Here is a 14,845-nt window from a genome sequence, read left to right as displayed (position 1 = left end):
CAATGTTTTATCCCCCCTTGTTTCCTACCTGGGGCCGGTCAATCCATCACACTAATAATTTAATAATTTTGATGGGATTGTCGCTATGTTTACTACAAACTCAACTGGCGCTCGGAAATCCGTGCGTTTTTCTCCTGCTATGTTGGCTGCAGCAGTGGCTATGTGTACAAGCAGCTCAGTATTTGCTGCTACAACAGGTGGTTTTGCAACAACCGACGGCGGCAATGTCAGCGGTGCAAAGTCCTTTACTGCATCAACCTACGAGCAAATCAACACCATCATCGCCAACGCCAGGCTCGATGCCAACGGCAACAAAGTGACTGGCGGTGCTTATCCTCTCATCATCACCTATACCGGCAATGAAGACTCTTTGATTGCCCAGATAGTAAAAGATCATACAGTTGATTCATCGGGCAACTGCCCTAAAGCGCACTGGAACGATGCCTACCGCGAAGTGCAAATCAAAGAGTTCACCAAGGGTATTACTATCATCGGTGCCAATGGTTCATCGGCAAACTTTGGTATTACGCTGATCAAAAGTGAAAATGTGATCATTCGCAACATGAAAATTGGTGCGCTGGGCGGTGCGAATAACGACGCGGATATGTTGCGTGTGGACAACACTTCCAACGTATGGATTGATCACAACGAATTGTTTGCAGTGAACAATGAGTGTAATGGTTCACCCGATGGCGACCTGACTTTTGAAAGTGCGCTGGATATCAAAAAAGATTCCAAAAATGTGACGGTTTCTTACAACTATATCCACGACAGCAAAAAAGTCGGTCTGGATGGTCATACCTCTGTTGATTTCCAGCGCAACATTACTTTCCATCACAACATCTACAAAAATGTAAATGCGCGTTTGCCACTGCAACGCGGCGGTTGGACGCATATGTACAACAACCACTATAACGGCATTACCGGTTCCGGTATCAATGTGCGTCAGGGTGGATATGCGCTGATCGAAAACAACTATTTTGAAAATGCACTTAACCCGGTAACTTGCCGTTACGACAGCAGCAATTGCGGTTTCTGGGATTTGCGCAACAACAACATCAAAACTCCGGGCGATTTTGCTACCTATAACATCACCTGGTCTAGCGGTGGCACCATCGATGCGACCAATTGGACAACCACGGCTCCTTTCCCAATCAGCCTGCCCTACAGCTATTCACCCGTGTCTGCTGACTGTGTAAAAAACAAATTGGCTAGCTATGCAGGTGTAGGTAAAAACAATGCGCAGTTAACCGCTTCTGCCTGTGGTACAGCGAGCAGTTCGGTAGCGAGTTCAGTCGCAGTGTCTTCTTCCAGCAAATCATCCAGTTCTGTTGCGGTTTCATCCAGCTCGGTCGTTTCATCGAGTAAATCATCCAGCTCAGCAGCTGTTGTGTCTTCCAGTAAATCATCAAGTTCTGCTGCTGCGGCCGGAAACATTGCGTTATCGGCAACTGCTGCCAGCAATACAATTGTGCTGAGCTGGTCACCGACAAATCTGACCACCGGTACGCAAGAGGTTTATCGCGATACTGATTCGGATGTGAGCGGGCGTGTACGCATTGCTTCATTGGCGGCCAGTGCGCGTATGTATACCGATGCAACCGCAGTAGCCGGTACTACCTATTACTACTGGATCAAAAACACCACCTCAGGTGTAGTGACCAACTCGAATGCAGCATCCGCGACAATCAGTAGCGGTCCAACCTTGACCGGCACTGGCGACTATCCCGATGGCTTCTCCAAGTGCGCTGATTTAGGTGGTACCTGTTCAGTTGACTCTGGCGATGGCTGGGTAGCTTTCGGTCGCAAAGGCAGTTGGGTTACCAAGAAAGTAGCGGTCGGTGGTTCAATCGCCTGTACTGTTGCCGCTTTCGGCTCAGATCCTCAGGGCAACCCAAACAAGTGCTCTTATAAAAAATAAGCGCATTTTTCTGTGATAAAAAAACCCGGCATATTTTTGTCGGGTTTTTTTATGCTAGCAAAATCAAAATGGGCAGGCACTTGTTGCGCAGATTCTTTCATTCGTTATCGGATGACTAAATTCAATGCTCGTAGCATGTAATAACAAGCGCGCTGCCATCGCTCGGGACTCACTATTGCTATACAAATCACAACCCAAAATCGGGTGGCCAAATTCGCGGCTGTGAATGCGCAATTGATGGGTGCGACCAGAAGCGGGTGTGAATAAAACTCGCGTACTTGGGGGTGATGCAATGTGTTCGATCACCCTGTATTGCGTCAGTGACTTTTTTCCCGCTACAAAACAAATTTTTTGCAGTGGAAAATTCGGCGGGTCTTTGGCTATAGGTAGTTCAATCTCTCCGCTGTCGTGCGCCACATGGCCGTGCAAAATTGCGCTGTAGGTTTTGTTAATCCTTCCCGTCTGAAATTGTTTGGTCAGTTCTGCGTTAACCGGTTTACTCAGCGCCACCAGCATAATTCCCGAGGTGCCAAAATCGAGCCGATGCACCAGTGTGGCCGTGGGAAAATCCCGCACCAAACGAAAATGCACCGAATCTTTATTGAGCGGATTTTTACCCGATAAACTCAGCAAGCCGCTGGGTTTGTCGATCAATAAAATATGCTCGTCCTGAAATAAAATGCGTATCTCGTCGCTACAGAGTGGGGCGATAAAATCGTCGGGTTTGGTTTGTGCAATCACAACACATGCTCGTACAAAAATCCGGCCACCCCATCCTGGTGATTGGCTGTTGCGCGCAGGGCACCGGGAAATAACTGCTTGAGCTTTTCGCTGGCGTTGTCCATCACCACTGGGTGAGTCACAGCGTTGAACAGTTCCACATCGTTAAAGCCATCGCCAAAGGCCATGCTGTTGGCGAGTGGAATGTCTAAATTTTCTGCCAGCGTTTTTAATGCATCGCCTTTGGAAATATTGTTTGGCATAGCTTCCAGATAATATTCATCGGAAAAGGTTAGATGAATCGGCACGCGCAGGCTTGCCAGTATCTGCGTCTTTAACTGTTGTAATTTTGCGTTTTCACCGTAAAACAAAATCTTTAACGCGGGTGTTGTTAGCATTTCCTGCAATGCAATTTGGCGATAAAAAAATTGCGATTGCGCATGGGCATCCAGCATGGATTCACAGGGCGCATTCACCAACCACTCGGAATCTGTGTACATATTCAAATGCACACCGCACTGCTCGCCCAGCGGCAGCAAGTTCTCATTCACGGCGAGCGGCAAACAGACGCGTTGGATTAACTCACCCGCTGTGTTGTGAATCATCGCGCCGTTGCAAGTAATCGCGGGAATACCGCCGCCCAATTGTTCGAGATAAGCGCGAATATCCATAAAGTGCCGCCCGGTGGCGACGACCAGATGATTCCCCCTCTCACGCAATTCGTTTAACGCGCGAATCGTCAGCGGCGACAGCTCGTGGTGTTCATTGAGCAGGGTGCCATCCATATCAAACACAAAAGTGCTTGGGGTTTGTGATTTTTTAAACATTCATTATTCCGAGGTAAAAGGTGATTCGTGGCCTGTATGGAGTCTAACGGAATACGGGCGCTTTTGATGGTTGAGTCGGCTTATCAAAGGGCGCAACCCCATATCCCGCAAGCTTTCTCAGGGGCCACCAACACCTTTATGCGCACAAAAGTGTTGTTTTTTACATTTTAATGCGCATAATAATGTAAATAAATACATTTTTATGCGCATATAAGTGTAAAAATGCCATTGTGTATCCACCTTACAAGGAAGCCGCTGTATGAAACGCCTGCTGCTTGAAAAGTTGCTCGACTGGAAAGCCCAGGCAAGCCGCAAGCCTTTGCTGATCGACGGTGCGCGACAAACCGGTAAAACCTACCTATTACAGGAGCTATTGGGGCGTGAGTTCGACCGGGTTTTGCGCGTGGATTTTCTGGAAACGCCACAGCTGGCCGACGCTTTTGCCAGCTCGTTAAGCCCGCAAGACATAATTGCCAACATTGAATTACTCACCGGGCAAATCTTTTACCCTGAATCAGATTTGTTGATTCTGGACGAAATCGGCGAGTGTCCGCAGGCAGTCACGTCGCTCAAGTATTTTGCAGAAAAAGCACCGACCTGGTTTGTCGCTGCGAGCGGTTCCAACATTGGATTACTTAATTCATTTCCGGTTGGCAAAGTGGAGCAGCACAACTTGCGACCGCTCACCTTCAGGGAATTTTTATGGGCTGCAAACGAACCCATGCTGGTTAGGGCTTATGAATCCCAAGCCAATTCAGCAGCAGCCCATAGCAAACTGTTCGATAAACTAACAGATTATTACTTCACCGGTGGTATGCCAGAAGCCGTAACCAGCTGGTTTGAAAATGCCAATAAAAGCATTATTGAACGTGTGAGCAATATACAAAAAATTCATGCCGATTTAATAGCGGGCTATCAACGGGATTTTGAAAAATATGCAGGGCGAGCCGATGCGCAATTAATTGCGGCGGTCTTTAGCAATATTCCCTCACAACTATCGGCAGTCGTGGATGAGTCTGTTAAACGTTTTAAATTTAAAGATGTTGCCGAGCGAAAATCCCGCTACGCTGAATTTGAAAGTGCAATTAGCTGGTTGCATCAGTGTCGTTTAGCACTTAAAAATTATCCCATTGAAGGCATAGCCAAAACACCGCTAGCCGCCTATCAAAAAGAAAATAAAGTGAAGCTATTTTTGTTCGATGTGGGTTTGCTCAACCATATGCTCAATACCAGCTACAAAGAAATAAAACAGCAAGGCTATGAATACAAAGGTTACATTGCCGAAAATTTTGTGCAGCAAGAGTTTGCCGCAATCGGTATTGAACCCAGTTATTCCTGGGGTGATGCGCGCGCTGAAATTGAATTTGTTATCGCCACAGACGAAGGTTTGGTGGTGCCAGTGGAAGTGAAAAGCGGTGTGCGTACCCGCGCAAAATCCTTGCAGTCCTACATTACCAAATGCGCTCCCCACAAAACCCTGAAACTTACCGGCACCCAGGGCTCCGCACCGGAGGAGCAAACCCATATAGTGCTGCCGCTTTACTACGCGGAATATGTGTTGGCGATGCTGTAAACCTACCGTTTCTTCTCCGGCGCAGCGACAAACGCGCACAGAATAATAAAAACCAATAACGCACCCATTTGCACCCATTTTGATCAAGCGAGACGCTATATCTCCTACAAAGCACTACAAAATGGGTGTTATTGGGTGTAGGATTGGGTGCATGTTTACAGCTGACACACTTCAAATTACCCCCGAGATCCTGAGCATCATCGCCCGGATCGACGAATTCAAAGGCGCTTGGCGCTCTTTGGGTACGCTTGCACCGGATAGATTAGCGGCCTTGCGCCGTGTAGCCACCATAGAGAGTATCGGGTCGTCTACACGTATAGAAGGCAGCAAGCTTTCAGACAGAGACGTAGAAAAGCTCTTATCTAATCTCGCCATCCAATCCTTTGAAACGCGGGATGAGCAGGAAGTAGCCGGTTATGCAGAGCTGATGGATCTGGTATTCAGCTCCTGGCAGGACATTCCATTTAGCGAAAATTACCTCCAGCAATTGCACCAAATTTTGCTGCGGCACAGCGAGAAAGATCTCTGGAATAGAGGCAGGTACAAAACCAATTCCAACAGCGTGGCGGCCTTTGATGAAAATGGCGTGCAGCTAGGGATAGTATTTGAAACGGCATCCCCCTTTGATACACCACGGCTAATGGCGGAGTTGTTGGAATGGACGAATACCGAGTTTAAAAAAGCGTTATTGCATCCGCTGCTTATCATCGCGATTTTTACCGTCGTGTTTCTTGAAATTCATCCCTTTCAAGACGGCAATGGGCGCTTAAGCCGGGTGCTGACAACCTTACTGCTGATTAAATCAGGCTATGTTTATGTGCCCTACAGTTCACTGGAAAGTGTCATTGAGATAAATAAGGAGGCATATTATTTAGCTTTGCGAAAAACCCAGGGAACAATCCGCACCAACGCCCCCAATTGGCAACCTTGGCTGGAATTTTTTCTACGCTCACTGGCCGAGCAGGTTCGGCGATTAGAAAAGAAAGTCGAAAGAGAAAAACTGGTTCTCGCTACTTTGCCCGACCTATCGCTACAAATAATCGAATTTGCACGCGAGCATGGCCGCATCACCATTGGCGATGCAATTAAACTCACCGGCAGCAACCGCAACACCTTAAAACAACATTTTCGCAATTTGGTTGCTCGCAATCACTTGCAACAACAAGGTAGTGGGCGTGGCGTTTGGTACGAACTTAAATAGAACGAAATCCTCGTCTATTTCAGGGTAATGTATTAGCTGTCCATCATCCATTTTTCCGTAAGCAAATTATTCGGCAGAGTCCATGTGTCGTTAAACATTAAACGCAGCAGCGAGAAGTTGCTGCTCTCCGCGACTGATGCCAATAGTGGTAGCTATTGCTCGCCATTGGCTCACGCTCGTTAATACGTCAGCTTTAATTTTTTCTGCGGTACTTTTCTTTAATTGAAAAAAATCGATAACACTCATTGCCAATTCATAATCCAGACGATTGTCGTCGTCGGTGATATTTAAATGTAATCCGTTAGCGGGAGTTGTTGGGTTTACATCATATGCCGGTGAGAGAATCCAGCCACCTTGGTGATAAATAAACCCATGGTTGCGCAAATGATCATCGGTGTTTGAAATGGCGATATTAAAAATAATGCGGCGCCACAATTGCTCCAAATCTGGTTTGGTATTGGAGCCTTGCTCGGTGAGGAACTGGGCCAATTCCAAATAACTTGCATTGTATTCTCCATCGTAATAACCAAGTTGGGTCATGGCGGAGGTGAAATGCAAACGGCTCTTTTCTGTGCGATCAAAACGCTTTGTTAAAAATGTATGGTGATGGTTATTAAATTTTTCTATGCGACAGGGAGCCATGTGAATGCCAGCATTCAGTGCGAGTTGATGAGCGAGATATTCCCAGGCACCTATGTCGTAGTCATCATAACGGCTGGGAAATTTTGCTATCCATAAATGTTTTGCGCTATCAACAACCGAGGCCTTGGGTCTCGCGCCGCCAAGGGATGAGCCGGGGGACATCAACATGTACAGCCATTTCAAATAATCAGGGTCTTCACTATTGCTGTCCTCCACTTGCTGCGCAGCAAATTCGAGTTCTTTAAGGGAAGACATGGGCGGCGCCGCCAAACGTTGGTCGCTATCAAGAAATTCGCCGGTTAATTCGAGCTTGAAACGCAAAGCGCCCTGACGATAGAGATCATGCACGCCAAGCAGATAATCTATTTCATTGAGCACCTGCGGGCGGCGGGCTTCTTGTCGGGCGATATAATTTTCGCGCCGCTTCATCAGCAACCGACCCCAGCGATCTGGGCATGAATCTAAAAAAATTCTGAAATTATTGGAGTCAGCGCTGTGTTGTTCACCCGCATAAAGATGCAAATCAGGATCAATTTTTTGCGCGAATGCGGAGCGCAGCCAAGCCTCATCATAAGTAAAACTGAAATGCTCTTTGTTTTTATTTACACTCGAACGCAAGCTGCCGACTAAAGTCGGCTCGGCAAATTCATCCCAATCGGCAAATACATAAACTTCCGTATTCATTTTGATTTTCCAATGAGTTTTATATCCTGCAATTTTCGCCCAAGCACATCATCACTCGCCACTTTGAGCAAATCATCCACCAAACCGAGCACACCCAGCACCGCCACATAGTGACCGAGGGAAACAGTTGAATCCCCGTTTTCGATTTTGCGAATAGTTAAACGGCTTAACCCGGTACGCTCGGAAATCAGTACCTGGGTGTAGTTGCGCCGCTTGCGCGCAAGCTTGATGTTCTCCCCAAGCTGGGCCAAGACCTTCTGGTTGCGGGGAAAAACAATGGCAGTATGTGAGCGGTCTGCGCCTTCTTTGGACATAATAGTTACCAAATTAAACCAATGTGGTAACTATAGTGTCCATTATTTGGTAAGTAAAGCAGGGTATTGGCTTTTAATAAGCCCGCATTCCGTTACACTTCAAGCGGGCTACCGTTTCTTCTCCGGCGCAGCGGCTGATGAAACCCAACCTTTGACAAACAACCCCAAGCCCAAACCACCCAGAAATACCAACCAAAATAAAAATAGCGGTTTGTTTTCCAATCCACTTGGCAAGTTCATACCAAATACCGCAGACACACTCATCAATGGAAATGCGATAGCGGCAAGAATATTGAGTTTGTGTTGCGCGCGGTTGCCAACTTCAGCCGCGCGCGCCTGTGCCTCAGCGCTGCGCGCCAGACGAAATTCCAGCGACAAACGCGCATCGGCCAATAGCAATTCAAAGCCGCGCGCAATATCCACACTGCGGTCGCGCATGTCGATAATAAACGCATCATTGCCAAGCGCTTCACGCGCGGTTTGCAGTGCCTGTTTCATATTGTTTGAAGAACGCGCAAGCGGAATCAATCTATCGATAATGGCAAACAGTGAATCAATACTGCTCACTTTTTCAAACCGATCTTCAAGTTCGTTGTACAGCAAGCGATAGTCTTCCATAAACTTGGCCAGCGCATGGTCGCCATGATCAATCCCCTTGTGCAACCACTTGCCTTGCGGCAAGCGTAAAAAAATCTCATGCTCCCGCTCATTGCTATCCGCCTTCGGCGGCGCATGCAAAACCAACAACAAATGATCCGCCTCAAAAATCGCCCGCTGCGCCCCCCAGCTTTCGCTACCCAAACGAGCAGTAATTTCGCTGGGTAAAGTCCATTTGTAATTGCTGCGTTTCATGAATGTTCTCCGAACTTGATGATTGGGAAGTTACAGCTTGCCTTGGATTTCTGCAGATTGCGAATCATACATAATCCAATTCGCAGCGGTGTGAATTACCTCATTAAGATTGGGGCGAATTTTGCCTTTTAATGCGCATCCCCAAATCACTAATACCTTCCAATCCATCGCGATACAAGCTTGAATATTGCGTTCGATGCGGTAATTTTTCATTGCGGAATCCTTGAATGATATTTAATTATTATCGGATTCTGCATGGGATTGGTCTATAGACTTTAAGTTACATATAGAAAAGTTTTAGACTGCGATCTTTAATTGTTTTACAGGAATTTTTGACTTTGGTTTTACTATGGATGATTTTTTTGATGTTGCATTCAACATTTCAATATCATTTAGTAACGCGACTAATGAGCGGCCAACTGCATAGGCAAGGTTAACGGGAACCGCATTACCTATTTGTTTATATTGCGCTGTGAGCGGCCCAGAAAATTCCCAGCTGTCGGGAAATGTTTGGATTCGCGCATACTCGCGCACAGTAAGAGGTCTATTTTCTTCTGGATGACATCTTTCAGTTTGTTTTTGCGCCGGGGCACAAGTTAATGTGAGGCTAGGCTCTTCCCAAGACAAACGTCTCGCCATGCCTGTTTTTCCGCCACCTAAAAAATAGCTTGCTTTCATATATTCGCGTTGCAATTTATCTGGAAGGTCACGCCAATATCCTCCTTGCGGCACTTTTGCCAATATTTCTGCCTTTCTCTTGGGATATTTTTGTCCTTCAGACTCGGGAACATCAGTAGGATAAAGCTCTCCCGCTTTCAATGCGTCACGCATAGTCATTATACGGTTATAGGGTGACGGCCAACTAAAATCCACTAAAGGCGCGAGGTCTTTACGAATACCAATTAAAAATAATCGCTCACGTTTTTGCGGAACCTGGTAAAACACTGCTTTTAGAACACGCGGATCAACAAGTTCATAACCAATGTCATCTATTACATCAGTAATTGCTTGAAGCGTTGCGCCATCCTCATGCTTAAGAAGACCACGTACATTTTCTGCAATAATTACTTTTGGATTCGTTTCCTTTACTGCACGTGCAAATTCATAAAAGAGTGTCCCACGTGTATCGTTAAACCCAAGCTTTTTACCCGCGTAAGAAAACGCCTGACAGGGGAATCCACCAGATAAAATATCAATTTTATTTTTGTAATCAGTGAAATCAACTTTTGACACATCGCCTTCAACGACATTCCAATGCGGGCGATTTAATTTGAGTGTGTTGCAAGCGTGTTTATCAATTTCATTAAGCAAAACTGATTCAAAACCCGCCTTTTCCATTCCAATTGCTAACCCACCAGCACCAGCAAACAACTCTAATAATTTATATGGGCGCAAAGGCTTAGTTTTCATTTCTTTTGCCCAAGTACTTTTAAATAGAACTTGAGCTTGCTCAAAGGTTTCGAGCTGAGATCGGTGGTAAACACGGTAGTTGTTATCTGGATGGCGCTGGGGTACCAACGTACCGTTGGCATCCCAGCGACGAAGAGTTTCTTTAGAAAGTGAGAGGATATCTGCTACTTGGGCGATCGAATAATATTCAGGAACCATGGCGTACACCTTGTAACATTGGACATGGTTACAACTGTATACGCATACATATATTTTGTCAAACCTTAGTCATGGTTATCACCATAAGCCATGGCAAAGTACTTGCTAAATAATTCCTTTCCTTCAAGTGTAAAGCTCTCTTCTGGATAATATGTTTTGTACGTATCCTCAATTACTTGTGGCAATACATTGTAAAGAGCTTTTAGTGAGTCTTTTTGATTTGTGACTAAGTCATAGAAACTGGCTCCATCGATAACTCTAATTTTTTCATTGGCTGCGCATTTAGTACCTTTATCTTTATCTGAAGGCGTAAATTCCTTATCCACACGTGTAGGTTTGTTTGGAATTATGTTTACGAAATAAGCAGTGTAACCCCAATAAATACTTGCTTTCGGCATAATTAATCTTTCTAACGACAGGTATTCGTTCACAAGTTTTGCGCCAGTAACGGTGGAGTATTTATTTTTAATTTCAGCAATTATTTTTCGATTTTCACATCTCAAATCGACATTTCCACCTACAGATAAATCTTCCCATCCTTTGACACTTCCAAGTATCTTTTGATGGAATGCTCCTACGTGATTTTGTACAGTTTTTTGCGCTTGTCGCGCCTCTTCGTTATTCCTCCATGCCTCGTGCGAGAGCTTAAACCCCCCAGCCTCAAAAAATGCACCAAATGGATCAATCACATTTGAATGAAATTTAGTTGCCGCAGAACTCTTTGCCTTTCGAGCTATATCGAGCACATGTTTAACAGCACCGATTAAGTTTTCATCATCAATAAAATTAAGGTATGGCATGTAATCCTCTAATTTGAAATCAAGAAACTATTTGGATATAGGTTGGTTACGTCCGGGATTGGTCTGATGCAATTTGCCAAACGGCGTGCGGCAGTAAAGGTGCAGCGTTAGCAACAGTTCGTCTTCTTGCCAGTTATTCGCCACGCGCTAACCCTCGGTGGCTGGTGCTGCTGTATTTATTGTTCATCGCTGTATTCCATAGCTATTCCCTGATGCGGATTCTGTACCAAATCGGGTCAGATGTGAAATACATCGCATTACATCCTCGGGTTTTGTAAGCGATTGTCGACCATTTTCGTGACCTCACGAAGATGGTCACTACAGGTGGCTAACTCCCGATCACCTGTCCAAGCTTCTCAAGCAGCGCTTCCTTAGTTCCTTCCCCCGACCTATCCAAGCTCATCTCCCGCCAGCGAACTGCTGGCAGGTGTTGCACTCCTGCTATACCCAGCAAATCCCACTCAGGATTGCGACTGTAGAATGAGCGCAGGAATTGTTTATGGTGTTCCGGCATTTGGCTGGTGATGTTGGTAATCAGTTTTTCTCGTGCGTTAAGCAAAGTTGATAACTCCATGGGGGCGTCAGTCATCCCCATAAAATTCTGCTCAAAGTCCTGGGTTATATCCTGTAGTACCGGGTTTAGCAGTGAATGTGGCGAGTGATCATGGCTAATCAGATAGACGATGATGGCGTTGCGCAGTTCATCGCTAATGCCCTCATTTTCCAACAGATGATGCACATCAAATAAATCGCGCGGGTGTTGGCGATCCAGCGCGGCCATTATTTTTCCTGCATATAAATCGGCAAAGGAAAGAACATTAATTTCGGCAAACCCGAACTGCTCTTCCACAGTTGCACAGACGGGCATCAAAACGGGTTCATAGACACATCCGCGTAGTACAGGAGTGACCTCAATTTTTATTTGGACTCGCTCGCGTGTACGAATAACGAGCTTGGTAATTTCTTTTTGGGTTGCCGGTGCGGATTCTGCGATGTGAACATCGGGTTGTCTGCCGCGAATGCGTTGCGCGATACGTTTTAAGGCGGCATCTATTTCTTGCAGCGCTTGTGTCCGGTTATTAACGGGTAATTAGGTGAGGTCAATATCCACCGAAAGGCGCGGCATATTGCGGATAAACAAATTAATTGCCGTTCCACCTTTCAACGCAAAACATTTTTCTTCTGCAACATTAGGAATGGTACGCACAAGCAATTCCACTTGTTTGCGATATATATCAGTAAATGCCATTAACAGACTCCGCTGCAAATTCCTTGGGAATAGTGATTTGATATTTGGTGTGAAATTTTCCGCCCTTTACCAACGTGCGCTTGCCTTTGCCTAAATCGATTTTGTTTATATCAAGACGTTTAAGCCATGCATGGTTGTGTCGCTCAGCGAAGACAAAAAACAAGCGTTTTACTTTGATGCTGTTGGTTGCTTCCAATAATGATTGCAGCCGGAGTGGGCTTAAATTTGTTAAACCCTCCATGACCATATCGGCCATATGAAAACTTTCATGTTGCGGTAATTCGTCCAGTAATTCCAGATACGCCCGCTCGGGTGTAGAAATTATTAGTGGTAAATTCCAATGACTGGACGGCATCACCATTAAACCGGCAGGCATCACCGCTTTTTCAAGAGATATTGAATCATCTATGGAGAGTGACTCTAATGCAATTTTTGATTGAGGCAGAAAGTGAGTGCGGTTATGGATTACGAAGGTTTCTGCTAAAGGCAGTTTGAGCAGCCATGTGGGACATTTGTTATCTGAATAAAGATGGATGTGTTGTTGGGTTTGCTGCAAATAGTGAGCGTATCCACCGAGTTCAAGTGCAGTGCGACCGCCAACTGAAATGGGATATTTAAGAAGCATTTGGAGCGAGATGACTACCTGTTCCCAACTTAATTGACCACGTGGACGACGAAATACGCTGCGCGCAGGCTGCTCAAGCCAATTCGCTGCTACGTATTGATGACGCAATGCACGTGAATAGCCCTCTTTTTCCAACCAAGCAGCATCTACTAGCAAGCCCTCTGGGAGCTGGTGTGTGAGCGAGTTTAATTTATTGCTAATTTGTATAGTCATGCTATACAAATTAGCTTGTTTTTAAACCTATGGCAAGTTTACAAATATATTGATTTGTATAGTTTGCCTATACAAATCCAACAAAAGTTAAACCAGTCAGGCTTTTGCCAGTCTAAAACCCCGACCCCGGTTCCTTCAAAAACTCAATCTCCTCAGGCGTGGAATTCCTGCCAAGAATTTCATTGCGATGCGGATAGCGGCCAAAGCGGGTGATGATGGCTTGGTGCTTTAGTTCAAAATCGAGATTATTTTCCATGCCCGGTGCGCTAAATAAAGTCACCGCAATCTGGTGGATTGCGGCGGATTCGCTGTGCATAAAGGGCATATAAAGAAAACTGTGTTCGGTGGGGGGATAAGCCTTCCAGGAAAATGGCAGATTACTTAAATGGAGCCTAGTGAAGATGCTGTTTGCTAATGCACATCAAGTTGACGATTATCACTTTCCCCCTGTAGCTGCTCCTTCTATGCTTGTCTACACCACAAAAAACACAGTGACAGTAATCCACAGCGAAAGAGAGGTTTTTATGCGTTGCCCCATCAACTTATTCATCGCCCTGCTATTTGGTTTATGCGCGTTGTCCGCGCAGGCTGATGATGCGGATGCAGAAGTCACAGTCTACAAGGCAATCCAGTTTGCCAAGCCCGACAATTTCCCGCTCACACTGGATATTTATGTGCCGAAGACCGGTAAAAAAACCTATCCAGTACTGGTGGTTTACCACGGCGGCGGCTGGTTAATTAATAACAATTCGATCATGAATGATTTTGCGACCAAAATCGCGCGCGATGGCGATATGGTGGTGGCGAACATGAATTACCGGCTGCTGGTTGATCAAAATAATAGCGTCACTATGAATCAAATTGTGGAGGATGCATTCGGCGGTCTGCTGTGGGTGAAAGACCATATCGCGCAATACGGTGGCGATCCAGCGCGTGTCGCCATAACGGGTGATAGTGCCGGTGGGCACCTTACGGCGATGATTCTGTTGCGCGGGCGCCAGTTAGAGAGCGATGGTTTTGCGGGTGATAGTTTAGGATTTAATCCGAGTTATTTGCCGGCAGGCAAAACCGCCGAGCAGGTGGCACAAGAGGACGGTTTAAAGGTACAGGCGGCAGTGCTGAGTTACGCGGGGTTTGATCTTTATACACGTGCGGCTTTAGGTAATTTTGAGACAGATAAAAATAGCTTTTGGAAGTTTGCCAACGCCGAGGCGCGCGGTTTGTTCGGCAATCATATTAATGTGAAAGACAATGGCGATTACTACAGAGCGGTATCGCCGATTTATTTTGTACCCAAGGCGAGTGAATACAAATTGCCCCCGCAATTTGTACACGTGGGCAGTCTGGATACCGCCACGCCACCCGCAGCGGCGCAACGTTATGTTGATTTACTAAAAGCGGCCAGACAACCGGTGGAGTACAAGGTCTACCCCAATAAAAATCATGCCTATTTGGATAACGGCTGTAATTGGGCGGGCAGCTGCTTTGAACGAGACGCGCTCTGGCCGGTGGGCGACATTATCAAATTCCTCAACAAGACCTTAGAAAACTAGGCCCTGCGTATTAGGGGGATCTTTCGCATAAAATGATGGCTATATTCATCAATTTACTTAAAA

Annotated in this window: 14 protein-coding genes and 1 pseudogene; 4 read left to right on the top strand and 11 right to left on the bottom strand. The window is 45.9% G+C overall.

Features of this window, described 5'->3' with window-relative positions; translation table 11 throughout:
- The first annotated feature begins 85 nt into the window (after window positions 1–85).
- Entirely contained in the window at window positions 86–1,921 is a 1,836-nt protein-coding gene (locus tag AWU77_RS00515; protein ID WP_062057613.1) for a pectate lyase, read from the top strand.
- Between the two features lie 63 nt (window positions 1,922–1,984).
- On the opposite strand, the gene AWU77_RS00510 is transcribed toward AWU77_RS00515, so the two are convergent.
- Both AWU77_RS00510 and AWU77_RS00505 read right to left on the bottom strand, forming a co-directional pair.
- Window positions 1,985–2,662, bottom strand: a complete 678-nt coding sequence (locus AWU77_RS00510; RefSeq protein ID WP_238582277.1) for a pseudouridine synthase — start codon at window positions 2,660–2,662, stop codon at window positions 1,985–1,987.
- A complete protein-coding gene (locus tag AWU77_RS00505) occupies window positions 2,659–3,468 on the bottom strand; it encodes a Cof-type HAD-IIB family hydrolase (RefSeq protein ID WP_062057609.1) in 810 nt (269 codons plus the stop codon). The genes AWU77_RS00510 and AWU77_RS00505 overlap by 4 nt, the downstream gene beginning before the upstream one ends.
- A 259-nt stretch (window positions 3,469–3,727) precedes the next feature.
- Here AWU77_RS00505 and AWU77_RS00500 point away from each other — a divergent pair, with 259 nt between their 5' ends.
- Both AWU77_RS00500 and AWU77_RS00495 read left to right on the top strand, forming a co-directional pair.
- Window positions 3,728–5,041, top strand: a complete 1,314-nt coding sequence (locus AWU77_RS00500; protein WP_062057607.1) for an ATP-binding protein — start codon at window positions 3,728–3,730, stop codon at window positions 5,039–5,041.
- Window positions 5,042–5,192: 151 nt separating this feature from the next.
- A complete protein-coding gene (locus AWU77_RS00495; RefSeq protein WP_062057605.1) occupies window positions 5,193–6,242 on the top strand; it encodes a Fic family protein in 1,050 nt (349 codons plus the stop codon).
- A 90-nt stretch (window positions 6,243–6,332) separates the two neighbouring features.
- On the opposite strand, the gene AWU77_RS00490 is transcribed toward AWU77_RS00495, so the two are convergent.
- From AWU77_RS00490 to AWU77_RS00450, 9 genes and pseudogenes are all read right to left on the bottom strand, one after another.
- Window positions 6,333–7,568 carry a type II toxin-antitoxin system HipA family toxin gene (locus tag AWU77_RS00490; RefSeq protein ID WP_062057603.1) on the bottom strand — a complete coding sequence of 412 codons (1,236 nt, stop codon included), beginning with the start codon at window positions 7,566–7,568 and terminating at the stop codon, window positions 6,333–6,335.
- Window positions 7,565–7,882 carry a helix-turn-helix domain-containing protein gene (locus tag AWU77_RS00485; protein WP_062057601.1) on the bottom strand — a complete coding sequence of 106 codons (318 nt, stop codon included), beginning with the start codon at window positions 7,880–7,882 and terminating at the stop codon, window positions 7,565–7,567. Before AWU77_RS00485 ends, AWU77_RS00490 begins: the two co-directional genes overlap by 4 nt.
- A 108-nt stretch (window positions 7,883–7,990) precedes the next feature.
- On the bottom strand, window positions 7,991–8,734 hold the full coding sequence (locus tag AWU77_RS00480) for a CorA family divalent cation transporter (protein ID WP_062057598.1): 744 nt from the start codon (window positions 8,732–8,734) through the stop codon (window positions 7,991–7,993).
- Window positions 8,735–8,764: 30 nt separating this feature from the next.
- On the bottom strand, window positions 8,765–8,947 hold the full coding sequence (locus AWU77_RS00475) for a hypothetical protein (RefSeq protein ID WP_062057595.1): 183 nt from the start codon (window positions 8,945–8,947) through the stop codon (window positions 8,765–8,767).
- 84 nt (window positions 8,948–9,031) lie between these two features.
- Complete coding sequence (gene dcm / locus AWU77_RS00470) at window positions 9,032–10,342, bottom strand: DNA (cytosine-5-)-methyltransferase (protein ID WP_062057592.1); 1,311 nt, start codon at window positions 10,340–10,342, stop codon at window positions 9,032–9,034.
- A gap of 65 nt (window positions 10,343–10,407) precedes the next feature.
- Window positions 10,408–11,142, bottom strand: coding sequence for an Eco47II family restriction endonuclease (locus tag AWU77_RS00465; RefSeq protein WP_062057589.1), 735 nt, complete (start codon window positions 11,140–11,142; stop codon window positions 10,408–10,410).
- A gap of 328 nt (window positions 11,143–11,470) precedes the next feature.
- A pseudogene (locus tag AWU77_RS00460) lies at window positions 11,471–12,391 on the bottom strand (nucleotidyl transferase AbiEii/AbiGii toxin family protein).
- Window positions 12,378–13,229: a type IV toxin-antitoxin system AbiEi family antitoxin gene (locus AWU77_RS00455; protein WP_062057587.1), complete on the bottom strand. Its 852-nt coding sequence runs from the start codon at window positions 13,227–13,229 to the stop codon at window positions 12,378–12,380. The pseudogene AWU77_RS00460 and the gene AWU77_RS00455 overlap by 14 nt, the downstream one beginning before the upstream one ends.
- Window positions 13,230–13,341: 112 nt before the next feature.
- On the bottom strand, window positions 13,342–13,605 hold the full coding sequence (locus AWU77_RS00450) for a DUF924 family protein (protein WP_307124539.1): 264 nt from the start codon (window positions 13,603–13,605) through the stop codon (window positions 13,342–13,344).
- Window positions 13,606–13,753: 148 nt separating this feature from the next.
- On the opposite strand from AWU77_RS00450, the gene AWU77_RS00445 reads away from it, so the two are divergent.
- Window positions 13,754–14,782: an alpha/beta hydrolase gene (locus AWU77_RS00445; protein ID WP_062058444.1), complete on the top strand. Its 1,029-nt coding sequence runs from the start codon at window positions 13,754–13,756 to the stop codon at window positions 14,780–14,782.
- Window positions 14,783–14,845 lie beyond the last annotated feature (63 nt).

The sequence above is a fragment of the Cellvibrio sp. OA-2007 genome (assembly GCF_000953825.1).
GTDB lineage: Bacteria > Pseudomonadota > Gammaproteobacteria > Pseudomonadales > Cellvibrionaceae > Cellvibrio.
The sequence above is the reverse complement of the archived record's forward strand: the minus strand, read 5'-3'. Positions and strand labels throughout refer to the sequence as shown.

Bases quoted from the DNA above. Each gene is read 5' to 3' on its own strand.
- AWU77_RS00515 (WP_062057613.1), top strand. From the start codon at position 86: ATGTTTACTACAAACTCAACTGGCGCTCGGAAATCCGTGCGTTTTTCT.
- AWU77_RS00505 (WP_062057609.1), bottom strand. From the start codon at position 3,468: ATGTTTAAAAAATCACAAACCCCAAGCACTTTTGTGTTTGATATGGAT.
- AWU77_RS00500 (WP_062057607.1), top strand. From the start codon at position 3,728: ATGAAACGCCTGCTGCTTGAAAAGTTGCTCGACTGGAAAGCCCAGGCA.
- AWU77_RS00495 (WP_062057605.1), top strand. From the start codon at position 5,193: ATGTTTACAGCTGACACACTTCAAATTACCCCCGAGATCCTGAGCATC.
- AWU77_RS00490 (WP_062057603.1), bottom strand. From the start codon at position 7,568: ATGAATACGGAAGTTTATGTATTTGCCGATTGGGATGAATTTGCCGAG.
- AWU77_RS00485 (WP_062057601.1), bottom strand. From the start codon at position 7,882: ATGTCCAAAGAAGGCGCAGACCGCTCACATACTGCCATTGTTTTTCCC.
- AWU77_RS00480 (WP_062057598.1), bottom strand. From the start codon at position 8,734: ATGAAACGCAGCAATTACAAATGGACTTTACCCAGCGAAATTACTGCT.
- AWU77_RS00475 (WP_062057595.1), bottom strand. From the start codon at position 8,947: ATGAAAAATTACCGCATCGAACGCAATATTCAAGCTTGTATCGCGATG.
- dcm (WP_062057592.1), bottom strand. From the start codon at position 10,342: ATGGTTCCTGAATATTATTCGATCGCCCAAGTAGCAGATATCCTCTCA.
- AWU77_RS00465 (WP_062057589.1), bottom strand. From the start codon at position 11,142: ATGCCATACCTTAATTTTATTGATGATGAAAACTTAATCGGTGCTGTT.
- AWU77_RS00455 (WP_062057587.1), bottom strand. From the start codon at position 13,229: ATGACTATACAAATTAGCAATAAATTAAACTCGCTCACACACCAGCTC.
- AWU77_RS00445 (WP_062058444.1), top strand. From the start codon at position 13,754: ATGCGTTGCCCCATCAACTTATTCATCGCCCTGCTATTTGGTTTATGC.